Genomic DNA, 24,004 nt, shown 5'->3' on the forward strand with positions numbered 1-24,004 from the left:
GTCGGCGAACGCACTGCCGAAGCGTGGTGTCGGCAGCGCCGGATAGCGTGGAACCATGTCCCCGCTGGTGCCCGACCTCGCGCAGCGGGCGGTCATCGATCTGGCCCCGACGGCGTCCGGCGTCGTGGTGGGAGCGCCCGGGAGCGGCAAGACGACGACGATCATCGAGCGGGTGGCGGCGCTGTTCGCCGGCGGCGTCAGAGCTGACGAGATCCTGGTTCTCACGCCGACACGTCAGGCGGCCACGGTGCTCCGCGATCGTCTCGCGCTGCGGGTGCGGGTCGCCACGCCGGGGCCGCTGGCGCGCAGCGTGGCAGCTTTCGCATACCAGCTCGTGCGCGGGCATGCCGTTCATGCGGGACTCGAGCCCCCGCAGCTTCTGACCGGGCCCGACGAGGATCGCATCATCATGGATCTCCTCGACGGTGACGCGGACGATGAGACGGCTGGACTCGTGAGCCGATGGCCCGCATGGCTCAGCGCCGACATCCGTGGAACGCGAGGATTCCGCACGGAGGTGCGGGCCTTCCTGGCGGAGTGCACGACGCTCGGCATCGAACCAGCGCACCTCGCCGAACTCGCGCAGCGCCAGGACCGCGACGTGTGGGCATCGCTGGCAGGCTTTGCCGCGGAATACCGCGCGGTACGCGCGGACATGCGAGGAGCGCACCGCGACGCCGCGGGGCTCGTCCGCGAGGCTGTCGGACTCGCGCGGATGCCGGGGTCCGTGGCGCCCGGCGTCCTGTCGGGGCTGCATGCCCTGCTCGTCGACGACGCCCAGGAACTGACCCTGGGAGGAATCGAGCTTCTCGAGGCCTGCCGTGCGCGGGGCATCGCCGTTCTGTCCTTCGGTGACCCCGACGTCGGATCCGGTTCATTCCGTGGCGCCACGCCCCAGAACTTCGCGCGGCTGGCGCGAGGCCTTCCCCTGCACGTCCTCGACACACCTCACCGCGGCACGCCGTCGCTGCGCCGTCTCGCGTCAGAGGTCACGAGCCGGATCGGCACGGTCGGCGTCGTCGCGCACCGGCGCGCACCGGATTCCGCAGAGATCGACGCCGACCCGGATGAGTCGGTCCGGGCCTTCGCCGTGCGCTCGAGCGGTGAGGAGCTCGAAACGATCGCGCGACTGCTCCGCGAACGCCATGTGCACGACGGAATCCCGTGGGAACGCTGCGCCGTCGTCGCGCACGACACGCGTCAGGTGATCGCGCTCGAGGCGGAGCTGTCCGCTCGGGACGTTCCGACCTTCGCGAGCGGACAGGGGCGCACGCTCGGCGAGACGCGCGCCGTGCGTGAACTGCTGACGCTCGTCGAGCTCGCGCAGCGCGACGAGTGGCAGGGGGATGAGCCTGCCGAGGCGCTGCGAAACGGCGGTCTGGACGGCATCGAGCTGCGCAGACTCCGGACGGCTCTGCGTCACGACGCACTGCGTCGGCAGAAGGATGAGGGGGCGGACTCCGTCCCCTCATCGCGGGAGCTGCTCGCGTCGGGGCTCCGGCATCCACTCGAGTTCGAGCTGCTCGACACGCGCGAGGGTCGTCGCGCGGCCCGCATCGCCGAAACCATCGCGCTGCTGCGGGATCAGCTCGACCGCGGTGCAACGGCCCACGAACTGCTGTGGACGGCCTGGGAGCGCTCCGGCCGTGAACGATCGTGGCGGCAGGCGGCGGCCGGCCGCGGTCCCCTCGCAGATCAGGCCGGCCGCGACCTCGATTCCGTCGTCGCGCTCTTCCAGGCGGCCAAACGTCACGGCGAGCGCGAAGACGGCACCGCTCCGATGGCGTTCGTGCGGGGCGTGCTGCAGTCCGACGTCGCGGAAGACCGCTTGAGCGCCCCGACGCCGAGTGGCGTCGTGCAGGTGTTGACGCCCGCAGGCGCTCTCGGCGGTGAGTTCGACACGGTCGTGATCGCCGGCGTCCAGGAGGGTGTCTGGCCGAATCTCCGAACGCGCGGCGGACTGCTGGAGACCGGGCGCCTCGCGACCGCCGAAGACGACGAACCCGCCGAGACCCTGGATCTTCGCCGAGCCGTCCTGCATGACGAGCTTCGATTGTTCCTGCGCGCCATCACTCGTGCGCAGTCCCGGCTGATCGTCACCGCTGTCGATGACGACGACACCGGGCCGAGCGTGCTGTTCGAGTTCCTGCCGACGGCCGAGTCCGCGCCACGCAGAGCAGAGCATCCGCTGTCGCTGCGCGGGCTGGTCGCGCAGTATCGGCGCACGTTGACGGACGTTCGCACGTCGTCCGGAGCCCGAGCAGAAGCCGCCGGGCAGCTGGCGCTCCTCGCCGAAGCCGGAGTTGCCGGCGCCGATCCGACGGACTGGTACGGCATCGCGCCTCAGACATCGGTCGGTCCGCTGATCGACCTCGAGTTCGAGCAGGCGCGTGTGTCACCGTCGAAGCTCGAGGCGATCGATGTGTGTCAGCTCAACTGGGTGATCGGCGAGCTCGGCGGTGATGCCGGCAGCGTCGGGGCGGGCTTGGGCACACTGATCCACGCGGCCCTCGAGCATGCCGACGGCACCGACGAGGCGGGACTGTGGCGCACGGTCGAGAGTCGTTGGTCGGAGCTCGAGTTCGATGCGGTGTGGATAGAGCGCGCCGAGAGAGCGCGCGCGAGGGATCTGGTGGCACGACTCAGTCGCTATCTGCAGGACGCGCAGGCAGCGGGGACGACTCTCCTGACTGCTGAGCCGAACTTCGAACTGGAGGTTCCCCTCGCGGGGGTGCCGTTGCCCGCCGTCCTCAGCGGAACGATCGACCGCGTCGAGCTGACGGCGGAGGGCGCCGTCGTCATCATCGACCTGAAGACCGGCCGCAGTCAGTCCACGAGTCCCTCCGCCGCGGCCGACAACCCGCAGCTCAGCGCCTACCAGCTCGCACTCGAGCAGGGCGCCATCCCCGTCGCGACCGGCCGCCCTTCCGGCGGAGCGAAGCTGCTGGTCTTGAAGCAGAACCGGACCGGGGCGTATGCGACGCCCACGCAGGATCCGTTCGACGAGCACCGGCGTGCCGCGTTCATCGAGCGGATCGGCGACGCCGCGCGTGCCATGGGCGGGGGAGAGTTCCTTGCGCCCTACGAATCCCACTGCCGAGACGAGCACACCTACGGGTTCTGCCGCATCCACACGATCGGACCGGTGAGCAGCTCATGACACCTCCGATGATCGGCACGGAGCTGATCTCTCCCGAGGCGATCGCGGCCGCTCTCGGCCAGTTCCCGCCGACTGCCGAGCAGTCCGCGGTCATTGCCGCACGCCGTGAGCCCGTGCTCGTCGTCGCGGGCGCCGGAAGCGGCAAGACCGAGACGATGTCGGCCCGGGTGGTCTGGCTCGTCGCCAACGGTCTCGTGCGCCGAGAGGAGATCCTCGGACTCACGTTCACCCGGAAGGCCGCCGGTGAGCTCTCCGGGCGGATCCAACGCCGGTTGACCCGGCTGGCCGAGTTCGAGCAGCGTGGACTGCTGCCCGCGCTCGAACAGCTGTACCGCGACGGACGCCTGGACGTGTTCGGTCGCATCGAGCGCGAGGCGACCGGTGCGGGGGCTGAAGCCCAGCGCCGCGCCGCGCTGGACGCGCTCGCGGTCCTCGCCGGCCCGCAGCCGCCCGACGTCGATGTGCTGCTGCACCGGCCGACCGTCGCCACCTACAACAGCTTCGCGGATCAGCTCGTGCGCGAGAACGCCGTCCGCATCGGACGCGATGCGGAGGCGGTCGTCCTCAGCGAGTCCGCGGCGTGGCTGCTCATGCGCAGCATCGTCCATGCCTCTGACGATCCGCGGCTCGAGACGGTCGCGTATCGTCCCGCAACGATCATCGATGCCGCGCTGCGGATCGCTCGGGACGGCGTCGACAACCTTGTTGACCTCGCCGACGTCGCGGCGTTGCCGGCGCGGCTGGCGCAGGTGCGTGAGCGCCCTTCCACGCGCGCGAATACCACCGTCTATGCCGACGTCGAGAAGGCCCTGGTCGCGGTCGGCGGGCTCGAGGTGCTGACGGACTTGGCGCGCGAATACGATGCGCAGAAACGGCGACGCGGGTTGATCGACTTCTCCGATCAGGTCGCCGGCGCGCTGCGGATCGTGCGCGCGCACCGGCCCGTGGCCGAGGAGCTGCGTGAGCGTTTCCGTGTCGTGCTGCTCGACGAGTATCAGGACACGTCGGTCGTGCAGAGCGATCTGCTTGCGGCGCTGTTCGCCGATTCGGCCGTCATGGCCGTCGGCGATCCCCATCAGTCGATCTACGGCTGGCGGGGTGCGAGTGCCGGCAACCTCGGCGGCTTCGCCGAGGCGTTCTGCGCCTCTGGGACCGCGCCGACGTATTCGCTGCTGACGAGCTGGCGAAACAGCGAGCGTGTCCTGGATGCGGCCAACGCCGTGCTCGCCCCGCTCGCGGCTAGCGCGCCCGTGCGGGTCGGCGCACTGCGTTCACGTCCGGACGCCCCCCCGGGAAATGTGACGGCATCATTCGAGGTGGATGTGGACGCGGAGGCGGATCACGTCGCGGAGTGGTTCGAGGATGTCCGAGCGCGGCGCGCTGCGGGCGGAGAGGCCACGACCGGGGCGATCCTCTTCCGTGCGAAGAAGCACATGGTGCGCTTCGCCGATGCGCTCGGACGCCGCGGCATACCACATCGCATTCTGGGACTCGGGGGACTCCTGTCCACCCCCGAGGTCGTCGATGTCGTCGCCGCGCTGCGCGTCATCAGCGATCCGCGCGCGGGGTCGGCACTGATCCGGCTGCTGAGTGGCCCGCGCTGGGCCATCGGCCTGCCCGACCTGCGTGCGCTGGCCGCGTTGGCGCGGCGGATCGGACGCCACGACTCGGCACTGCATGCGTTGGATGCGGACATCCTCTCGCGCCTGCGCGGTGCAGGCGAGGACGGCGCCTCGCTCGTCGATGCGGTCGAGTTCGTCGGCCGGCAGCCCGACGACCACGGCTGGCTCAGCGACTTCACCCCCGAGGCCCGCGCGCGCCTCCGTGACGCCGCGGGCGTGTTCGCGGGGCTGCGCCGGGCGTCCGGCATTCCGGTGCCGGATCTCGTGCGTCTGATCGCGGTGGAACTGCGGCTGGACATCGAGCTGGCCGCCAATGAGGCGCGCGGGCCCGCGCGCGTGGCCGGCGACCAGCTGCGCGCGTTCGTCGACGAGCTGCACGGGTTCCTCGCGGCCGACGACAGCGGGTCGCTCCCCGCTCTGCTCGCCTGGCTTGATCGCGCCGAGCGCGTCGACGAGTTTGCGCCTCGCACCGAGCCGGCCGAGGACGACGTCGTACAGCTGCTGACGATCCACGGGGCGAAGGGGCTGGAGTGGGACGCCGTCGCGCTCGCGCGCTGCGTCGAGGACGAGCTTCCCGCCAAGCCGCGCGAGGGCCTCGGATGGCTCCGATTCGGGGTCCTGCCCTACCCGTTCCGCGGTGACCGCGCGTGGCTGCCGAGACTCGCATGGGGTGCGGACGAAGCTCCGACCCAGCAAGACCTGCGCACTGCGCTCACCCGGTTCGCGCAGGAGCTGAAAGACCGCCGGCTCGACGAGGAGCGCCGCCTCGCCTACGTCGCCGTCACCCGCGCTCGCGACCATTTGCTGCTGACCGGATCCGCGTGGGCCGGAACGAAGGCACCACGCGCGCCCAGCCGGTTCCTTTCGGAGATCACCGATGCGCTCGAGCTGCCGCTCGAGATCCCTGAGCCCGGCGAAGACCCGTACCTCGACCGGAGCCGCCTGCTCTCCTGGCCGATCGACCCCCTCGGCGCGCGCCGGGGGGCCGTGACGGCGGCCGCTGCGCGCGTGCGCGAGGCTGCCGCCCCGCCTCCGGCGGCTCCGTCGCGCGATCTCACGCTGCTGCTGGCCGAGCGTGCCGAGCGGGCGGCCGGCACTCGCGCCGCCGCGCCCGTGCGGGTGCCCGCGTCTCGCTATAAGGACTTCGTCGCCGACTATGCCGGCACCGTCGCGGCGATCGCGCGACCACTCCCGGAGCGGCCGTATCGCCAGACCCGCCTCGGCACGCTGTTCCACGCATGGGTCGAGGAACGTTCCGGGCTGACCGGCGCGGGGGTGTCGGCCGACGATGCCCTGTGGGAACTCGACGAGGATCAGATCGGCGGGCCGGATGCCGACACTCGCGCGCTCGAGGAGCTCAAGACGCGCTTTCTGGCGTCTGAATGGGCGGACCTGGCACCGATCGAGGTTGAGGTCGAGATCGATGTCGCTCTTGATGATCTGCTCGCCGATGGGCAAGCGCACGTAGCGATCTGCAAGCTGGATGCCGTGTACCGCCGCGGGGACCGGATCGAGATCGTCGACTGGAAGACGGGGCGCCCGCCGCGGACACCGCGCGAGCGCGAAGACCGCCTTCTGCAGCTGCGGCTGTACCGCCGTGCGTACCACGAGCGCAGCGGAGTGCCGCTCGAGCAGATCGACGTCGTCCTGTACTACGTCGCCGATGACGTCGTCGTGCGTGACTGAGCACGCTTCGGACGGTTCTCAGGCCGTGTCGGTCCACCGCCGCAGGGCGTTTCGCGCTGCCGCATCCGGATCGTCGTCCGTGGCGTCGTCGCTGTCGTCGCGTGGCGCGACGACAGCCCCACCGGTATCGCCGCGCAGCGGCGCCCAGTCCGACATCTCGATGGGAGAAGTGGGGATTCCCCCGGCATCCCGTTCGTCGGTGGTGAACGAAGCGAGTGACTCGGCGTCGAACGCGTCGGTCTCCATCTCCCTGTGCCCGAGATCGCCCGTCGTCGCGCGGATTCGTCCGAGGACCGCGATCGCATCGTCGACCGTCACGGTTTCGTGGGCGAGCGGCGGTTCATCGCGAACGCTCTGCTCCAGCGCCGTCAGCAGCTCGATCGCGTCGGCGACGATCGACTCCGCGCCGGTGGAGTGGCCGTGAACGAGCCACTTCGCGAACTCCAGCTCGGCGTGCAGGCGCGCGCGCGCCAGCAGCAGGCGGTCGGGTGCTCGGTGGGACACACGCGTATAGGTGTCGATGACGGCCTCGCGCGCATCAGGTGCCGAGGCGGTCCAGCGCAAGTCGACCGCGGGATCCCCTCCGCCCACTCCCCCCCAGGAGAGCAGGCCGGTGACGTGGGGCACTCCGTCGTCGTCGTCCTCCAGAACGAAGGACGCCGGGTCGACGCCGCCGAGCGTGACGGTCGTCTCGAATCGCCAGAGCGCTTCGGACCCGAGTGCTGTGCTCCAGCGACGGAGCAGACCGAACGGCAGGTGGCCGGTGGCCTCGGCGCGATCCAGGAGACGTTCGGCTTCGTCACGCACCTGCACAGCGGTGAGGACGGGAAGCCCGGCGTCGCGGATGACCGTGACGGGCAGGTCATGCACCTTCGCGATCGCGACGGCGAGCGCCGTTGCCACGCCCTCCCCGGCGGGAACGTGGACGGCATCGACGCGATAGCCGGGAAGCAGGGTCTGAACCACGGCGTGCACGCCGTCGACGGAGGTTTCCCCGAGCACATCCGGTGCGCCGAAGGGGAGCACGCCGCGGACGCCGGCCGTCAGCGCTTTCAGCGCGTGGGCCTCGGCTCGAAGGTCGGTGTCGGCCTCACGATCGGTGGGCACGCGCACGACGACGCGTCGCCCGTCGTCGAGAGTGGCGATCGCGCTGTCGTAACGACCGGATACGCCCTCGGTCAGCGGACCGACGCCGATCACGGTCGCGCGGGGCAGAGCGGATGTCACCGACGCGGCTAGAGTGAGGGGTGAGCGTGGCATGCCCCCAGGGTAGGCGCGCGGCGGTGCGAAGTATCCGTGCCACGCCCGGCATTCGCACCGCGCCCGGCGGAGAGAGGTTCGTGATGACACCCACCGATGATCTCCGCCCTCCCGCGCTGGCTCGCGCGACGATCGACCGGGCGGCTGACGAACGCACCCAGGAGGGCCTCCTCGGCGCGCTGCGAATCGATCCCACGACCCGCGTTCTCGCTCTTCACGGAGACCGGGCTCCGCTCCGATCCGGCGAGGAGACTCCTACGCTGCTGCTGGTCGCGCCGGCCGCGGTCGCCGAGGGCGCGCAATGGGCGTTCTTGGGCCGAGACGCGGACGGATCGGCCCGGCTGTTGGCCGCGGTGGCCGCGTCGGCCGAACCACCGATCGACGCGGCGCACTGGGAAAGCCTCTACTCGATCGGCGGCGAGCTGTCGCCGATCGAGTCCGGACTCCTGGTCGAGGCGGTCGCACTCGGCCGCTGGCTGCTGGGTGCGCCGTTCTGTCCCGCGTGCGGCGGCCACACCATCGTCCGCACGGCCGGTTGGTCCCGCAGCTGTCCTGACTGCGGGCGCGACCACTTCCCACGCGCGGACCCCGCAGTCATCGTCGCGATCGAGTCGGCTGACGGGTCACGGCTGCTGCTCGGCCAGAACGCGATGTGGAAAGGCCAGAACGTCTACTCCACGTTCGCGGGCTTCATCGAGGCTGGTGAGTCGGCCGAGGCGACGATCATCCGCGAGATGCTCGAAGAGGCCGGGGTTGAAGTCGAACACATCCGATACCGCGGTTCGCAGGCCTGGCCGTATCCGCACTCGCTCATGCTCGGTTACCTCGCCTCCGCCGTCGACGATGCGGCGGCGCGCCCCGACGGCGAGGAGATCGTGGACGTCCGATGGTTCACCCGCGCCGAGCTCAACCGGGGGTTGGCGGGGGAGGCGGACTTCGCGCTGCCGGGCACGGCATCCATCGCGCATCGCCTGATCATCGACTGGGTGGAGCTTCACGGGTGAGCGATCGCGCGCTGGAGGGTCTCGATGACCGGCAGCGCGAGGCGGCTTCGCTGCTGCGGGGTCCGGTGTGCGTCCTCGCCGGTGCGGGAACCGGGAAGACCCGGGTCATCACGCATCGCATCGCCCACGGCGTCGATACCGGGGCATACTCACCCGGACGGGTCATGGCGGTCACATTCACCACCAGGGCTGCCGGTGAGATGAGGGGTCGCCTGCGCGCGCTCGGCGTCGAGGGCGTCGCGGCCCGCACGTTCCACGCGACGGCGCTCGCCCAGCTGAACTTCTTCTGGCCGCAGCTGGCGGGCGATGCCGCCCCCGCGATCATCGACAAGAAGGTTCGCGTGCTCGCCGACGCCGCCGACGGCTTGCGGCTGCGGATCGACGCGCCGACGCTGCGCGATGTCGCCGGGCGTATCGAAGCCCGCAAAGTTCGGATGCACTCGATCGAGCGCGATGCCGCTGACCACCCCACCGGTCTGCCGGGCATGGATGTGCAGGCGCTCGCCGATCTGCAACGCGCGTATGAGAAGGTCAAGGACGAACGCCGTCAGCTCGACTTCGAGGATGTCCTTCTCGCCTGCGCGGGAATGCTCGAGTCCGAGCCCCGCGTCGCCGCCGCCGTGCACGAGCAATACCGGCACCTCACGGTCGACGAGTATCAGGACGTGTCCCCGGTGCAGGCGCGGCTGCTGGAACTATGGTTGGGCGACCGCCGTGATCTGTGCGTCGTCGGGGATGCCAGCCAGACGATCTACTCCTTCGCCGGTGCCGATCCGCGCTATCTGCTCGACTTCGCCGACCGGTACGACGATGCCAAGGTCGTACGACTCGAGCGCAACTATCGGTCGGATGGCGCGGTGCTCGCCGTCGCCAATTCGCTCATGCGGGGGCGCCCCGGTGCGCTCGAGCTCGCGTCTGCGGCTGCACCGGGTGGCGAGCCGACGGTGACGGCGTACCCGGATGACACGGCCGAGGCGGACGGAGTCGCGGCTGCGGTCGCAGCGCAGCTGGCCGCCGGGATCGACGCGCACGACATCGCCGTGCTCTACCGGGCGAACGCGCAGTCCGCACCCGTGCTGGCGGCCTTGGCCGGTCGGGGGATCGCTGCCACTGTTCTCGGCGGCAGGCGGTTCTTCGACCTGCCCGAAGTCCGTCAGGCTGTCATGGCCCTCCGTGGCGCGTCGGTGGCTCCGCTCGAGACGACGTTTGTCGCGGCCGTCCGTGACGTCCTGCGCTCGCTCGGCCTGAGCGACGACCCCCCGCCGGCCGGCGGGGCCCTTCGCGATGCGTGGGAAGCACGGTCGGCGGTGCTGCGTCTCGCTGAGCAAGCCCCGGCGGGTACGACGCTGCGTGCCTTCACAGATGAGCTGCTCGCTCGCGCCAGGAGCCAGCACGAACCCGCCCTGCGCACCGTCACCCTGGCGACCCTGCACGCTGCGAAAGGTCTGGAGTGGGACCACGTGCACCTCATGGGAATGAGCGAGGGCCTGCTTCCCATCTCGTACGCGACGACGTTCGAGCAGGTGGATGAAGAGCGCCGCCTCGCTTACGTCGGCATCACGCGGGCCGGTCGAACTCTGTCACTGTCGTGGTCGCGGGCGAGCGGGCAACGACCTCGTCAGATGTCGCGATTCCTTCAGGAGATCGGCACCAGCACTCTGCGTGCGGCCGGTGTCCGTGCCAACTCCGGCGGACGTCCGCGGCGCTGACGGTCACCGACGCCGTCTGCGGGTGAGGCGAGCTGAGGAGTCGTCCGGCCAGGATGCCCGCTTCCCAGAGCAGCGCGAGGTCGGTGCGGAACGTGCCGCGCTCGAGCATCTGTGCCGCCAGCAGCGGCCACGCGGGATCGGCATCGCGTCGGTGCGCGTGCACGCACGCCAGACACGCCGTCACACCGGGAACCACGAGGGGGCCGACTGTCACGCGGTCGCCGGCGAGTTCGATCGGCAGATGTGTCACGTCTCGAGCCATCAGCCGAGCCGCACGGCGGGGTTCCACCAGGCGATGGGCGACGATGACCACGGGTACGGCCGGATCGGGGTCGGCCTGCGCCCAGCGGGTGGTGCTGACGACGTCGAGTCCGACCGCGTCGAGCGCGCCGAGGAGGGCGTCGGTCTCGCCCACGCCGAGTTCGCCGGGCAGCTCCACCCGCGTCCGTTGGCGCCGGCCCCTCACGAAGGTGAGGGCGGGCGAGATGTGTTCGACGAACGCTGCCGCGTCCTCAGCCGGTGCACCTGATGCCGCGGCCAGGGGCAGGATCATCGCATCGGGGATGCCGTCGTGCAGTGCCGACAGCAGGCTCTCCTGCCACGGAGTGACATCGTCGACGCGGATGGCCGGGTCCGCACCCAGCTGCAGACTGGAGGGTGTCCGCCACAGGGGTTCTTTCGAGGGCGCAAGTCGGAGCATACGCCGATTGTGCCGCGGAAGCATGAAACGGCGCACCGGCTCTCCACAGAAGCGCCTCGCGTCAGACGGGGCGCGGATCCTCCGGCATGTCCGAGCCGTCGGGGTCAGAGTCTCCGGCATCCGGCTCAGCGGCGCGGTCGGCCTCGCTCAGCAGCTCGTCCAGGGCCTCGTCGAACGCGTCTCGCTCGGGCCCCTCGCCGCGTGCGCGCGCCTGCAGGCGGGCCACGAGCGCGGCCGGGTCGTCGATGTCCGCCGCGTCCGGCATGAGATCCGGGTAGTCCCACAGACCGTCCCGGTCGGCTTTGCCCACTGCGTCGGTGACGGCGCGCCACATCGCGGCGGCTTCACGGAGGCGCCGGGGGCGCAACTCGAGTCCGACGAGCGACCCCATGGCCTGCTCGGCGGGGCCCCCGACCGCGCGCCGACGGCGCACGGCCTCGGCGATCTTGGCCGATTCCGGCAGGCGTGCCGTGGCATCTGCGGTGACGACGTCGACCCAGCCTTCGATCGTGGCGAGCAGGTTCTCGAGTCGGGTGAGGGCGGCCTCCTGTTCCGCGGTGCGCTGGGGCAGCAGCGCACCGGACTCGAGGGCGGCGCGCAGTTCGCCGGGGGACGACGGGTCGAACCGCGAGGCGAGGTCTTCGAGCGCGACCGTATCGACGTGGATCCCACGCGCGAACTCGCTCACCTGCGAGATCACGTGCAGGCGCAGCCAGCGTGCGTGGCGAAAGAGGCGGGCGTGGGCGAGTTCGCGCGTCGCGAGGTACAGGGCGAGCTGGTCGCCGTCGACGTCGAGGTCACGGCCGAAATCGGCGAAGTTCTGCGGAACGATGACGGCGTCCCCGTCGGGCAGGATCGGGATGCCGACATCTCCGCCCGAAACGACCTCGAGCGACAGGCGTCCGATCACCGCGCCCAGCTGAGCGGCGAACAGCGAGCCCCCGATCCGACGCATGAACTGGCCGGCGCCGGCGATCATGCCCTTCATCTCTTCGGGAGCATGGTCGCCGATCGCGGTGGTCAGCGCTCCGGAGATCGAGTCGGCGACCGGTTCCGCGAGTTCTTGCCACACCGGCAGGGTGAGCTCCACCCACTGCCCGCGCGTTATCGCCTGCGGCGCCCGGGGGAGGTCCGAGATGGTCGTGGCTTCGCTCAGCCACAGGGTCGCCAGGCTGAACGCCTGATCGAACTCCTGGCGACTGCCGGTCGTGATGCCCAGTCCGTCCTTGTTGGCCAGATGGAGCGCACCCGCCTTCGCGGCCGACCAGTCGATGCTGCCGTCCCCATCCGCGGCAAACGCCGCCCGCATCTGCTGCATGATCTGCTGCAGCATCGCGGGGTCCATTCCGAGACCCGACAGGGCCTCGATTCGGGCCGGATCGAACCCCTCCACCCCTCCGCCGAACAGGTTGCGGAGCATGTCGGCGAAGGGATCGCCGGGGGAGTCGTCGTTGGAACGGTCGCGATTGTCGTCAGCCATATCAGGCGCCTTTCAGCGGGCAGAACTCGTCTCGCTCTACGCTAGTCGCACGTCCTCTCGCGGCGGCCGGGATCGGCCTCGGCGGAGGATCTCGCGTGTACGCCGGTCGCGAACGGCCGGCCAGGAAGGCTCTCTCCGTGGCACTGTTCGATGAGAACTCGACGATCGTCCCGGCCCCGCGGCGGCGCGTGCGGCGCGGCACCCTGGCCGGCATCTGGGCGCTCACGGTGGCTCTGGTCGCGCTGCTGGCGCTCACCTTCCTGCCCAGTTCGTTCGTGATCCAGCAGCCCGGCCCCGTCTTCAACACGCTCGGGACCGTGACCGGCGCCGACGGCGACGAGGTGCCGCTGATCAGCGTCGACGGCGCGGACACGTATCCGACCGCCGGGACGCTGGATCTGCTGACCGTGCAGGTCCTGGGCAACCGCGAGCGCACACCTACCTGGTTCGAACTCGCCATGGCGTGGTTCGACTCGTCGCGGGCCGTTCTGCCTCTGGACGATGTCTTTCCACAGGGACAGAGCACCGACGAGCGCAACCAGGAGAGCGCCGTCATGATGGTCGACTCACAGAAGGAGGCGACGGCCGCGGCGCTGACAGAGCTCGGCTACGACGTGAAGGCGATGGTACGGGTCTACTCGCTCACGGAGGACTCGGCTGCGCGGGGGCTGCTGCAGCCCGATGACATCGTCCGCGCGGCGGACGGTATCCCCGTCGCCGATACGGCCGAACTTCGAGACATCATCAATTCCGCCGACGGAGCGCCCATCGAGCTGACGATCGATCGTGACGGCCAGCCGCTGACCGAGACCGTGACGCCCAGGCAGTCGATCGTCGACGGCGAGTCGGTGTGGCTCGTGGGGATCTCCACCCTGCATGACTACGATTTTCCGATCGACGTGACCATCCAGCTGGACGACGTCGGCGGCCCGAGCGCCGGTCAGATGTTTGCACTCGGCATCATGGACACGCTCACTCCGGGCGAGCTCAACGGCGGTGAGAACATCGCCGGCACGGGCACGATCGATGCGTCCGGCGCGATCGGCGCGATCGGCGGCATCCGCCAGAAGATGCACGGCGCCCTCGGCGCCGGCGCCGACTTCTTCCTCGCCCCGGAGAGCAATTGCGACGAGGTCGTCGGATACATTCCGTCCGGCCTGCGCGTCTTCTCGGTCGCGGACCTGGATGATTCGCTCGCCGTGCTCGCCGCGATCCGCGACAGCGCGGACCTGGACTCGCTCCCCACGTGCCGCTGACGGAGCCCGGGTCGGGTGGGACGCGCCTAGGATGGAGGGGTGACCACGCCTTCAGCGCCGACACAGGCCACGCCCAATCCATTCCGCCGCGCGATCGGCATCACGATCGCGGTGATCGCGGTTGTCGTGGTGGTGTTCTTCATCTTCGCGAGCCTCTACGCCGATTGGCTCTGGTTCGACCAGCTCGGTTTCGAGGGTGTGCTGTGGACGCAGTGGACGGCTCGCGTGGTGATGTTCCTCGTCGGCTTCGTCGCGATGGCCGTGCCGGTGTTCCTGGCGATCCAGCTCGGGTACGGGCTCAGGCCCGTCTACGCACGTCTGAGCTCACAGCTCGACCACTACCAGGAAGTCGTGGAGCCGCTGCGTCGCCTGGCCATGTGGGGCATTCCGATCTTCTTCGGCTTGTTCGCCGGATTCGCCGCGTCCGCACAGTGGGAGACCGCGTGGCTCTGGATGAATCGGGTCGATTCGGGGGAACTCGATCCGCAGTTCCAGATGGACACCGGCTTCTACCTGTTCTCCCTGCCGTTCTTCACCTCGGTGCTGGGCTTCGCGTCGGCCGTGATCCTCGTCTGCCTCGTCGTCACGGTGCTGGTGACCTACCTCTACGGGTCGATCCGCGTCGGCAAGGGCGAGTTGCGCATTTCCAAGCCCGCCCGTATTCAGCTCGCCATCATCGCCGGGCTCTACATGCTGCTGCAGGCGGCGAGCCTGTGGCTCGATCGGTACAAGACGCTGACGCAGCAGAGTGAGCGCATCACGGGCGCGACGTATGTCGACGTACACGCGATCATCCCGGGGCTGACGATCCTTACGGTGGCGGCCATCATCGTCGCTGCGCTCTTCTTCGTCACGGCGATCATCGGACGCTGGCGCTTCCCGCTCATCGGCACGGGATTGCTGATCGTCTCGGCGCTCGTCGTCGGCGTCGCGTACCCCTGGGTCCTCTCCAACATCCAGGTGCGCCCCAATCAGGAGACGCTGGAGAGCGAGTTCTACCAGCGCAACATCGACGCGACGCAGAAGGCGTACGGGATCGATGGGCTTGAGAAGAGCGACTTCCAAGCCGTGACGGACGCTGAGCCCGGCCAGTTGCGCGCCGACGCCGACACGACCGCGTCGATCCGCATCATGGATCCAGCGATCATCTCGCCGACCGTTCGCCAGCTCGAGCAGTACCGCTCGTACTACCAGTTCACGGATCCGCTGGACGTCGACCGCTACAAGATCGAGGGCGAGTCTCAAGACACCGTCGTCTCGGTGCGGGAGCTCAACCTCGAGCAGCTCGGACAGGCGGCATCGTGGTACAACACGACACTCGTGTACACCCACGGGTACGGCATGGTCGCGGCCAAGGGAAATGAGCGCACCGCCGACGGCAACCCGGTGTTCGTGGAACGCGGCATCCCGACGATGGGCGACCTGACCAACGGTGAGAAGTATGAGCCGCGGGTGTACTTCGGCGAGACGTCGCCTGCCTACTCGATCGTCGGCGCACCGGAGGGCACCGGGAGCATCGAGCTCGACTACCCCCGCGGGGAAGACGGAGCGGCCCAGACCAAGACCACTTTCACGGGCGACGGCGGACCGATGGTCGGCAGCATCTTCAACCGGCTGATCTACTCGCTGAAGTTCCAGTCGACCGACATCCTGTTCTCGGAGGGGATCAATGACGAGTCCCAGATCCTCTACGACCGTGATCCCGTCACGCGCGTGCAGAAGGTCGCGCCGTACCTGGAGCTCGACAACGACCCGTATCCGTCGGTCGTGGACGGACGGATCGTCTGGATCGTCGACGGCTATACGCTGAGCGCCGACTACCCGTACTCGTCGATCGTGAGTCTGCGGGACGCGATCAGCGACACGACCAACACGGCGCCTCGTGTAGCGCTGGACGACGTCAACTACATTCGCAACTCCGTCAAGGCCACGGTCGACGCGTATGACGGCTCGGTCACGCTCTACGCGTGGGATGAGACCGACCCGCTGCTTCAGGCATGGCAGAAGGTCTACCCGTCGACGCTCAAGCCGATCAGTGACATGAGCGGCGATCTGATGAGCCACGTGCGGTACCCGACCGACCTGTTCAAGGTGCAGCGAGCGATGCTCGGCACGTACCATGTCGACGATGCGCAGTCGTTCTATCAGCGTGACAACGCGTGGAAGACGCCGAACGATCCGGTCTCCAAGACTGACGTGCTGCAGCCGCCGTATTACCTGACGATGAAGATGCCCGGGCAGGACGCGCCGACCTACTCCATGTTCACGACGTTCATCCCGGGCGGTGAGGACACGCGAAACGTCCTGATGGGGTACTTGTCGGTGGACTCGGATGCCGGCGCCGCAGACGGTGTCCGAAGCGACACCTACGGGAAGCTTCAGATGCTGGAGATCAACGCCGAAACACCCGTTCCCGGCCCCGGTCAGGTGCAGAACACGTTCGATGCGGATCCGGATGTGTCGGCGTTCATCAACATCCTCAAGCAGGGCCAGTCCGAGGTGCTCAACGGAAACCTGCTCACGCTCCCGGTGGGCGGCGGCCTGCTCTACGTGCAACCGGTGTTCGTGCAGTCGTCGGGTTCGACGAAGCTGCCGACGCTGCAGAAGGTTCTGGTCGCGTTCGGCAATGAGGTTGCCTTCGAGGACACCCTGCAGGGGGCGCTGGACACGCTCTTCGGCGGCTATTCCGGCGCCGAAGCCGGCGACGGCGGCGCCACACCGACTCCCGCGCCGAGTGAGTCCAGCGCCCCGGGAGATGCGACCGGCGGCGGATCGACCACCACGGACGTCGCTTTCCAAGCCGCGCTGGCCGATGCTCAGCAGGCGATGCTCGACCGTGATGCGGCGCTGAAGGCCGGAGACCTGACTGCCTTCGCGGAAGCTGATGCCCGTCTGACGGCGGCCGTCACCCAGCTCCTCTCGCTCTCGGGCGAGTGACCGTTCCCCGCTGATGTGGTGGTGACGGCTCACGCGGTGAGCTGCCACCACCAGATCAGCAGGAGGGTCACAATGAACCCGGAAAGCTGGTTGATCCAGAGGAATCGGCGCCAGCCGGTCGTGGCGCGCGCCGCTTCGGCATCGTCGAGGTCGCGGTAGGGCCACACGGCGATCAGGTAGGGGAGGACGGCCAGGGCCGCCAGCGGTCCGGGCCAGGTGACGCCGAGCATCGTGAGCCCTGCCGCTGTGTAGCAGGCGAGCGAGAAACGCACGGTCCACCGTGCTCCGCGAGCGGTCGCGATCGACGCGATGGAGGCTTCTCGGTCGGCCACGACGTCCTGAACCGCGCCGAACGCGTGGGAGGCGATGCCCCAGAGCGCGAACGCGATGATCAGGAGGACCAGTGACCTGTCGCCGCGCGCGCCGCCGAGGATCAGCCCATAGACCGCGGGGGAGAAGAAGTGGATGCTGCTGGTCAGCGAATCGGCGAATGGCCGCTCTTTCAGACGCAGCGGCGGGGCACTGTAGAACACCACGAAGAAGAGGCTCGCGGCCAGGACGATCCAGGAGAGGGGTCCGCCGACCGCGACGAGGTACACAGCGAACGGCAGGCACGCCAGGGCTGCCGCCCAGAGCATGGCGCGGTGCAGGCTGCGGTCGAGCACCGCGCCCTGCACGCCGCCCTTTCGGGGGTTGTGCAGGTCAGACTCGTAGTCGAAGACGTCGTTGATCCCGTACATCGCCAGGTTGTAGGGAATCAGGAAGAACACGGTCCCGATGATGAGGGTGAGATCGACCTGGTGGGTCGAGAGCAGGTAGGCGGCCGCGAACGGGTAGGCCGTGTTGATCCAGCTCACCGGTCGCGAAGAGACGATGAGCTGGCCGAGCAGACCCGGCCGGCTCATGCGCGCCGCCGGCTCAGCAGGGTGAAGACAGCGGGCACGAAGAAGGCCGCGCACACGGGGTACGAGAAATCCTCGAGCGGGGCGAGGCCCACGCGGATCCCCGAGAGGTGCTCGGGCGGGTAGGTGAACAGACCCAGAGCGATCATGATGTTGTCGAAGATCGCGGTGAGCACGCACAGCGCGAGTGCCGCGATCGCGGACGAACCCATGCGGTGGCCGAAGTCGGCCCGCCGTGCGGTGGCGAGTGTCACGAGGATCGTCACCGCTGCGAACGGCACGATCAGCAGAGCGTAGGTCACGGCATCCCCTCTCGCCGGCGCGTGCTTCGACGCTCTGCGGCGGCCCAGAGCGTCAGGGCGAGCTGACAGAGAAAGGCCAGGAAGAACGGCTCCTCCAGGGGCAGGTGAGGCGCGAGATCGATGCCGAGGAGCAGGGCGCTGTCCCCTTTGACGAAGACACCCGCTGCGATACCCGCGATGTCCCATGCGAGCAGCAGCACCGTGCCCGCCAGGACTGCCAGTCCGGCACGGACGGGGCGATCCCAGAATGCGAGTCGGTGGCGCGCGTCGAGAGCGGCTACGCCCGACGCGGACACGAGGATCGCGAGGAGGTAGAGGCCCGGCATCAGCTGCCGGCGGCCGGTCGGTCGCGATGAATCCGCTCCAGGGCCAGCTCCGCCGAGATGAGACACATCGGCAGCCCGATTCCGGGGAGGGCCGAGCCCCCCGCGTAGTAGAGGCCAGAGACACGGCGAGACACATTCTTGGGGCGGAACATCGCACTCTGGCGAAGCGTGTGCGCGAGACCGAGCGAGTTGCCGCGCCACGCGTGCAGGTCATGCTCGAAGTCTCCGGGTGCGATGGTCCGGCGCACCCGGATGCGCGCAGCGAGATCCGGGATCCCTGCCCATCGCGCAAGCTGGTCGATCGCCCGATCGGCCGCCTGCTCGACGCGCGGATCGCCCGTGCCGTCGATGCCGCCCCGCCCGATCGACGGATCAGCGGGGATCGGAACCAGCATGAAGACGTTGGAGGAGCCTTGCGGCGCGACGGTCGCATCGGTGACGCTCGGAGTGCACACATACAGGGATGCCGGGTCGGGGATGCGCGGGTCGTCTCCGAAGATGGCGTCGAACCCTTTCGACCACTCGCGCGTGAACAGGAGCGTGTGGTGGGCGAGCTCGGGCAATTCGCCCTCGACGCCGAGCAGCACGAGCAGCGCCCCCGGGCTCGGCGTCCGGGAGTCCCACCAGCGCTGGGGGTACGTCTGCAGCTTCGGCGGGAGGAGCGCGGTCTCGCTGTGGTGGAGGTCGGCGGTGGAGACGACGAGGTCGGCGTGGATGACCTCTCCCGACTCCAGCGCGACGCCCGTCGCGCGACGCCCGGCGGTGATGATCCGTGCGACCGGAGCACCGGTGCGCACGGTGACGCCCGCGGACCGCGCGAGACGCTCGATTGCGCTGATGACCTCGATCAACCCGCCCGCCGGGTACAGCACGCCCTGCGTCAGGTCGAGGTGGCTCATGAGGTGGTACAGGCTCGGCAGTTCATACGGGGAGCCGCCGAGGAACACCGCGGGATAGCCGAGGATCTGCTGGAGGACGGGGTCGGCGAACCGGCGTTCGATGTGGCGCGAGAGTGACCGGGTCAGGAGGGGCGCCAGCTGCGGGAGGCGCCGGAGTAGCTCGCGATCCCGGAGGCCCGCGGTGGTCGCGTACGAGTCGTACAGGAAGCGCGTGACGGCGAGGTCGTACGCCTCTCCCGCCGAATCCAGGTAGTCCTCGATTCGGTCGCCCGCACCGGGTTCTCGCTGTTCGAAAAGTGCGCGCACCGATGCGCGCCCGCTGACGACATCCACTCGCTCGCCCGGTCCGCCGCCGGACGGCTCGGCATAGACCCGGTACGCCGGCGTCAGCGGGGCGAGATCGAGTTCGGCGTCAGCCGTCGTCCCGAGCAGCTCGAAGAACCGCTCGAAGACCTCGGGCATGAGGTACCAGCTGGGCCCGGTGTCGAAGCGGAACCCGTCCTGCTCCCAGGAGCCCGCGCGTCCGCCCACTTCGTCTCGACCTTCGACGAGTGTGACGTCCCCGCCCTCCTGAGCCAGGAGCGCCGCGGTGGCGAGACCGGCGATCCCGCCGCCGATGACGACGGCGTTCATGCGCCGACCCGTCTCGGGCCGGCCGCGACGGCGGCACGTGCGACGATCGCCGCCTTCGCGATCCCCGGCACGCGCACGCGCACGCCCGGGTCGCTCGTACGGCGCAGCCGCTGCGTGAGCTCGGCGAACAGATCGTGCGCCGAGCTCACGGCGCGGCGGCAATCCGCGGGGAGTGAGCTGATGACGGCGTTGGCGACGGCGAGGTCGCCCTCTATGCGGTCCAGCACGTCGTCGCGCGTGACCGAACGGCCATCGATCCCCAGGTAGTCACGGCCGAGGACGTCGGCGTCGGCCGCGTGATCGCGCAGGAAGTTGATGTCCTGAAACGCGGCACCCAGCCGCCTGGCACCGGTGACGAGGTCGGCAGCCGGCTGCTGTGGCCGGGTCGATCCGGCGTTGAGGAACACCTGCAGACACATGAGTCCGACGACTTCGGCGGAACCGTAGACATACGAATCGTGAGAAGCCGAATCGTGCGCCGTCACATCGAGATCGGTGCGCATGGACGCGAAGAACGGTCGGACGAGGTCCGGCCCGATGCCGCACTCGCGCGCTGTGCGGGCAAAGGAATGCACCACGACGTTCGTGCTGAAACCGCGCGCCAGCGCTGCGAGGGTTTCCGCTTCGAGCTCGTCGAGGACGCGGCGAATGTCGGCGGGATCGAGGCCCGCCTCGGCGGCGGCACCGTCGACGACCTCGTCGGCGATCCGGACGAGGGCGTACACGGTGCGGATGTGCGGCCGGGGGCGTGGTCCGAGCAGACGCACGGCGAGGCCGAAGGATGTCGAGTACACCCCGATGACGGTGGCGGCGGCTTCGACCGCTGCCCGGGAGTAGGTGGGGAGAGACGTGGTCACGGCATCCGCTTCTCGATGCGATCGGCGATGCCGGCCAGCAGCTCCACGGCCGGAGCGGGCAGGAGCGGATCGGCGGCGACGATGCGCGCCTGCCCGATCATCGAGGAGATCAGATCGACGAGTGCCGAGCGTGCGCCGCTGGAGGTGAGTTCTTCCTGTGCCCGACGGATCGCGATGGGGCCCGTGGGGGCCAGGTCGAGCGCGACGCTCACGCGAGCCCAGTCGGGCGAGCGCTGGGCGAGAGCGATGAGAGTCGTTCGTTTCGATTCGCGCAGGTCAGCCCCCGCTGCGCGTCCCGCCTGTGCGGGCGATCCGAAGGTGCCGATGAGGTCATCGACCAGCTGGAATGCCAGTCCGAGTCGGCCCGCCGCGTCACTGACCTGGGCGCGCTGCGCCGACGACGCGCCCGCCAGAAGAGCGCCGGCGGCGATCGGCGCCTCGAACGAGTACACGGCTGTCTTCTCATATGCCGTGGAGAGCAGTTCGTCGGCATCCGGGAAGCTCGGAAGAATCGCATGTTCGACGTCGCGCAGTTCACCTCCCGCCGAGCGCAGGACGGCGTCGTCGACGAGGTCCAGCAGCCCATCGCGATGCGCGGAGCTCAGCGGGGCCGCCGCGATGAGGCGCACGGTCTCGAAGAGCAGCAGATCGCCGGCCAGCACCCCGGCGGCGCTACCGAGCAGGATCGCGTTGGCGGGGGCGGCGCCGGCGTCTTCGCCCCGCTGGCGAAAGCTGCCCGAGACATTGGGCACACCGCGACGTTCGACGTCACGGTCGATGACGTCGTCGTGGATGACGAATGCCGTGTGCAGCAGCTCGAACGCCGCTGCCACATCCCAGATGGCCGGAAGGTCGTCCGTGTTGCCACCGAAGGCGCGGAAGGATGCGACGACGAGTGCGGGGCGGAACCTCTTGCCTCCGTCCGCGGCGTGCGCCGTGGCCCGCACCAGCTCGTCGAGAGACCGTGAGTAGCGTGCGCCACGGGAACTCAGGCGCTCGAGGCTCCGCTCGATCGCGCTGTCGACGAGGGCAGCGCTGTCCAGGGGGAGAGTGATCATGACGCGCGCCGCAGGCGGGGGGCATCGAAGAGGTGCATCTGCTCGGACTGCAGCACGAGCCACGGGCTGAACGCCCACGGGGTCGAAGTCAGCGCTGTGGCGAGATCGGCCGGATCGACCCAGCGTGACTCGATGACCTCGGCGCGGTTCGGTCGCGGCTCTTCGTCGGCGTAGGCGACGTAGACCGGGCACAGCTCGTTCTCGACGGTGCCGTCGGCATCGATCGCGCGATACCGGAAGAGGGGGAGCGCCAGCTCGAGGCCGCGGAGCGACAGTCCGAGTTCATGCCCGGCGTGGCGATGAACGGCCGTCGCGACGGGTTCCGCGGGGCGCGGATGACCGCAGAAGGAGTTGGTCCACACGCCAGGCCAGGTCTTCTTCGACAGTGCGCGTCGCGTCACGAGCACGTTGCCATCGTCGTTGAGCACGTGGCAGGAGAAGGCGAGATGAAGAGCGGTGTCGCTGCCGTGGACGCTGGACTTCGGAGCAGTGCCGATCTCGTTGCCACTGTCGTCGAGCAGCACCACCAGGTCCAGGTCTGTCATCTTTCCTCCTTGTTCGCTAGTTTATCTAGCGATGTCGGAAATGCTACCCAACGAAACCGGGGGGTGTCCAACGGTGCAGAAGCGCGGGATGCCCGCCGACGAGCGCGGGCTTCTCGTCCTCGGGGCACTGGAGGCCGTGCAGGTCTTCAGCGATGCGTTGGACCAGATGAAGGGTAGCCTACGCGGCGAGATGGGTATGAACGCGACCGACGTCGCGGCGTTGCGCATGCTGATCATGCGTGAACGGTCTGCGGCGGTCGTCCAGCCGCAGGACATCGCCAAGCACCTGTCTATCTCGACGGCGTCGACCACGAAGCTCCTCGATCGCCTGAGCAGGAGCGGCCACGTCGAGCGTCGCCCGCATCCGAGGGATCGACGTGCTCGCATCGTGGTGCTCACCGATGTCGCGCGCGCGGACTTCTATCGCCACTTCGGGGAGCGCCTGGTTCGGATGCGGCACGGGATGACCGAGTTCACCGATGATGAGCTGCGGGCGATCGTCCGCTTCCTGGCGGACATGTCCGCCGCGCTGACCGAGACGCGCTCTCCGTGAAAGTGGAAGGGCCCTTGATCAGGATATTTCCCGACCAAGGGCCCTTCTTTCGTTGCGGGGACAGGATTTGAACCTGCGACCTCTGGGTTATGAGCCCAGCGAGCTACCGAGCTGCTCCACCCCGCGTCACAAAGAACCACTCTAGCACGGCCTAGGCGTTGCGTCCCTCGCGGTTGCCGATGCGCAGGTGGGCGCGCGAGGATGAGGGCATGGCATCCCCCTTCGACACACGTGTGCGCACACCGGGCGATGACGAGTCGGGATCATGATCTGCCGCGTTCGGCGGATGCGGGACAGGCCGTGACCGGCATCGGGGTCGCCGTCGCACAGTTCGCACCGACGTCGGACCGCGAGGCGAACCTCCAGACGATCGAGGAACTCACGGCGCGCGCGGCTGCGCGCGGCGCCCGGGTCGTGCTCTTCCCCGAATACTCGAGCTATTTCGTCCAGCCCTTCGATGAGGGCCTCGCAGCCCACGCCGAGGATGTCGGCGGCCGGTTCACGCAGGGCCTGTGCCGGATCGCGGCCGCGAACGACGCTGTCGTCGTGGCCGGTCTGCTCGAGCGCTCACCCGATGGTGGGCGCGTGCGCAACGCCGTCGTCGCCGTCGACGGCGACGGCGTGAGGGCGACCTATCGGAAGCTGCACCTCTACGACGCGTTCGGACAGCGCGAGTCCGATTGGGTGGAGCCGGGTGAGATCGGCGCGCCGGAGACCTTCGAGCTCGCCGGCATCCGTTTCGCCCTGATGACCTGCTACGACCTCCGGTTCCCCGAGGTCGCGCGGACTCTCGCCGATGCCGGTGCACACGTCGTGCTCGTTGCCGCCGAATGGGTGCGGGGGCCGCTCAAGGAGCATCACTGGCGCACGCTGCTGCACGCACGAGCGATCGAAAACACCCTGTACGTGGCTGCGGCCGATCACCCGCCGCCCGTCGGCGTCGGCGCGTCGATGATCGTCGACCCGCAGGGCATCGAGATCGCCGGCGTCGGCATCGATCGTGACATCGCCGTGGCCTGGCTGGATGCCGAGTCGGTCGCGCGCGTGCGCCTGGTCAATCCGGCACTCGAGCTTCGACGCTTCGGCGTTCATCCGCGCGCCTGAGTCACCCGACG

17 protein-coding genes and 1 tRNA gene are annotated in these 24,004 nt (G+C 69.2%); 8 read left to right on the forward strand and 10 right to left on the reverse strand.

From position 1 onward, the window contains the following. Positions 1 to 55 precede the first annotated feature (55 nt). Both QZV81_RS06180 and QZV81_RS06185 read left to right on the forward strand, forming a co-directional pair. Positions 56 to 3,160: an ATP-dependent DNA helicase gene (locus QZV81_RS06180; protein WP_292834375.1), complete on the forward strand. Its 3,105-nt coding sequence runs from the start codon at positions 56 to 58 to the stop codon at positions 3,158 to 3,160. Then, on the forward strand, positions 3,157 to 6,468 hold the full coding sequence (locus QZV81_RS06185; RefSeq protein ID WP_292834378.1) for an ATP-dependent helicase: 3,312 nt from the start codon (positions 3,157 to 3,159) through the stop codon (positions 6,466 to 6,468). The genes QZV81_RS06180 and QZV81_RS06185 overlap by 4 nt, the downstream gene beginning before the upstream one ends. Before the next feature lie 18 nt (positions 6,469 to 6,486). Here QZV81_RS06185 and QZV81_RS06190 read toward each other — a convergent pair whose 3' ends face one another. Continuing rightward, positions 6,487 to 7,728, reverse strand: a complete 1,242-nt coding sequence (locus tag QZV81_RS06190) for a phosphotransferase (RefSeq protein WP_292834381.1) — start codon at positions 7,726 to 7,728, stop codon at positions 6,487 to 6,489. Between the two features lie 83 nt (positions 7,729 to 7,811). On the opposite strand from QZV81_RS06190, the gene nudC reads away from it, so the two are divergent. Next, entirely contained in the window at positions 7,812 to 8,732 is a 921-nt protein-coding gene (nudC, locus tag QZV81_RS06195; RefSeq protein WP_292834384.1) for an NAD(+) diphosphatase, read from the forward strand. After that, positions 8,729 to 10,441 (forward strand): ATP-dependent helicase, encoded by a 1,713-nt coding sequence (locus tag QZV81_RS06200; RefSeq protein WP_292834387.1) that lies wholly within the window; start codon positions 8,729 to 8,731, stop codon positions 10,439 to 10,441. The genes nudC and QZV81_RS06200 overlap by 4 nt, the downstream gene beginning before the upstream one ends. 761 nt (positions 10,442 to 11,202) lie before the next feature. On the opposite strand, the gene QZV81_RS06205 is transcribed toward QZV81_RS06200, so the two are convergent. Beyond that, the gene (locus QZV81_RS06205; RefSeq protein ID WP_292834391.1) at positions 11,203 to 12,621 is read right to left on the reverse strand and encodes a zinc-dependent metalloprotease; all 1,419 of its coding nucleotides are present in this window, start codon (positions 12,619 to 12,621) and stop codon (positions 11,203 to 11,205) included. Positions 12,622 to 12,758: 137 nt separating this feature from the next. Here QZV81_RS06205 and QZV81_RS06210 point away from each other — a divergent pair, with 137 nt between their 5' ends. Together QZV81_RS06210 and QZV81_RS06215 are read left to right on the forward strand one after the other, a co-directional pair. After that, a complete protein-coding gene (locus tag QZV81_RS06210) occupies positions 12,759 to 13,877 on the forward strand; it encodes a PDZ domain-containing protein (RefSeq protein ID WP_292834394.1) in 1,119 nt (372 codons plus the stop codon). Between the two features lie 39 nt (positions 13,878 to 13,916). After that, positions 13,917 to 16,814 (forward strand): UPF0182 family protein, encoded by a 2,898-nt coding sequence (locus QZV81_RS06215; RefSeq protein WP_292834397.1) that lies wholly within the window; start codon positions 13,917 to 13,919, stop codon positions 16,812 to 16,814. A gap of 29 nt (positions 16,815 to 16,843) precedes the next feature. Here the strand turns inward: QZV81_RS06215 and QZV81_RS06220 are convergent, their stop codons facing one another. The 7 genes from QZV81_RS06220 to idi are packed head-to-tail and all read right to left on the reverse strand — an operon-like array spanning position 16,844 to position 22,336. Then, positions 16,844 to 17,719 (reverse strand): prenyltransferase, encoded by an 876-nt coding sequence (locus QZV81_RS06220; RefSeq protein ID WP_292834400.1) that lies wholly within the window; start codon positions 17,717 to 17,719, stop codon positions 16,844 to 16,846. Beyond that, positions 17,716 to 18,018 (reverse strand): lycopene cyclase domain-containing protein, encoded by a 303-nt coding sequence (locus QZV81_RS06225; RefSeq protein ID WP_292834403.1) that lies wholly within the window; start codon positions 18,016 to 18,018, stop codon positions 17,716 to 17,718. The genes QZV81_RS06220 and QZV81_RS06225 overlap by 4 nt, the downstream gene beginning before the upstream one ends. Continuing rightward, entirely contained in the window at positions 18,015 to 18,344 is a 330-nt protein-coding gene (locus tag QZV81_RS06230) for a lycopene cyclase domain-containing protein (RefSeq protein WP_292834406.1), read from the reverse strand. The genes QZV81_RS06225 and QZV81_RS06230 overlap by 4 nt, the downstream gene beginning before the upstream one ends. Then, complete coding sequence (crtI, locus tag QZV81_RS06235) at positions 18,344 to 19,876, reverse strand: phytoene desaturase family protein (protein WP_292834409.1); 1,533 nt, start codon at positions 19,874 to 19,876, stop codon at positions 18,344 to 18,346. The genes QZV81_RS06230 and crtI overlap by 1 nt, the downstream gene beginning before the upstream one ends. Next, positions 19,873 to 20,733: a squalene/phytoene synthase family protein gene (locus QZV81_RS06240; RefSeq protein ID WP_292834412.1), complete on the reverse strand. Its 861-nt coding sequence runs from the start codon at positions 20,731 to 20,733 to the stop codon at positions 19,873 to 19,875. Before QZV81_RS06240 ends, crtI begins: the two co-directional genes overlap by 4 nt. Continuing rightward, positions 20,730 to 21,791 carry a polyprenyl synthetase family protein gene (locus QZV81_RS06245; RefSeq protein ID WP_292834415.1) on the reverse strand — a complete coding sequence of 354 codons (1,062 nt, stop codon included), beginning with the start codon at positions 21,789 to 21,791 and terminating at the stop codon, positions 20,730 to 20,732. Before QZV81_RS06245 ends, QZV81_RS06240 begins: the two co-directional genes overlap by 4 nt. After that, positions 21,788 to 22,336, reverse strand: a complete 549-nt coding sequence (gene idi / locus QZV81_RS06250; protein ID WP_292834418.1) for an isopentenyl-diphosphate Delta-isomerase — start codon at positions 22,334 to 22,336, stop codon at positions 21,788 to 21,790. The genes QZV81_RS06245 and idi overlap by 4 nt, the downstream gene beginning before the upstream one ends. 88 nt (positions 22,337 to 22,424) lie before the next feature. Here idi and QZV81_RS06255 point away from each other — a divergent pair, with 88 nt between their 5' ends. Further along, positions 22,425 to 22,889 (forward strand): MarR family transcriptional regulator, encoded by a 465-nt coding sequence (locus QZV81_RS06255; protein WP_292834420.1) that lies wholly within the window; start codon positions 22,425 to 22,427, stop codon positions 22,887 to 22,889. 52 nt (positions 22,890 to 22,941) lie between these two features. On the opposite strand, the gene QZV81_RS06260 is transcribed toward QZV81_RS06255, so the two are convergent. Next, positions 22,942 to 23,015 (reverse strand) — tRNA-Met (locus QZV81_RS06260). Positions 23,016 to 23,138: 123 nt separating this feature from the next. On the opposite strand from QZV81_RS06260, the gene QZV81_RS06265 reads away from it, so the two are divergent. Continuing rightward, positions 23,139 to 23,993, forward strand: a complete 855-nt coding sequence (locus tag QZV81_RS06265) for a carbon-nitrogen hydrolase family protein (RefSeq protein ID WP_292834423.1) — start codon at positions 23,139 to 23,141, stop codon at positions 23,991 to 23,993. The last annotated feature ends 11 nt before the right edge of the window (positions 23,994 to 24,004 follow it).

This window comes from Microbacterium sp., assembly GCF_011620665.1.
In the GTDB taxonomy this organism is placed as follows: Bacteria; Actinomycetota; Actinomycetes; order Actinomycetales; family Microbacteriaceae; genus Microbacterium.

Coding starts and splice junctions, on each gene's coding strand:
- QZV81_RS06185 (WP_292834378.1), top strand. CDS start 3,157: ATGACACCTCCGATGATCGGCACGGAGCTGATCTCTCCCGAGGCGATC.
- QZV81_RS06255 (WP_292834420.1), top strand. CDS start 22,425: ATGCCCGCCGACGAGCGCGGGCTTCTCGTCCTCGGGGCACTGGAGGCC.
- QZV81_RS06220 (WP_292834400.1), bottom strand. CDS start 17,719: ATGAGCCGGCCGGGTCTGCTCGGCCAGCTCATCGTCTCTTCGCGACCG.
- nudC (WP_292834384.1), top strand. CDS start 7,812: ATGACACCCACCGATGATCTCCGCCCTCCCGCGCTGGCTCGCGCGACG.
- QZV81_RS06205 (WP_292834391.1), bottom strand. CDS start 12,621: ATGGCTGACGACAATCGCGACCGTTCCAACGACGACTCCCCCGGCGAT.
- idi (WP_292834418.1), bottom strand. CDS start 22,336: ATGACAGACCTGGACCTGGTGGTGCTGCTCGACGACAGTGGCAACGAG.
- QZV81_RS06180 (WP_292834375.1), top strand. CDS start 56: ATGTCCCCGCTGGTGCCCGACCTCGCGCAGCGGGCGGTCATCGATCTG.
- QZV81_RS06265 (WP_292834423.1), top strand. CDS start 23,139: ATGACGAGTCGGGATCATGATCTGCCGCGTTCGGCGGATGCGGGACAG.
- crtI (WP_292834409.1), bottom strand. CDS start 19,876: ATGAACGCCGTCGTCATCGGCGGCGGGATCGCCGGTCTCGCCACCGCG.
- QZV81_RS06230 (WP_292834406.1), bottom strand. CDS start 18,344: ATGCCGGGCCTCTACCTCCTCGCGATCCTCGTGTCCGCGTCGGGCGTA.
- QZV81_RS06190 (WP_292834381.1), bottom strand. CDS start 7,728: ATGCCACGCTCACCCCTCACTCTAGCCGCGTCGGTGACATCCGCTCTG.
- QZV81_RS06245 (WP_292834415.1), bottom strand. CDS start 21,791: ATGATCACTCTCCCCCTGGACAGCGCTGCCCTCGTCGACAGCGCGATC.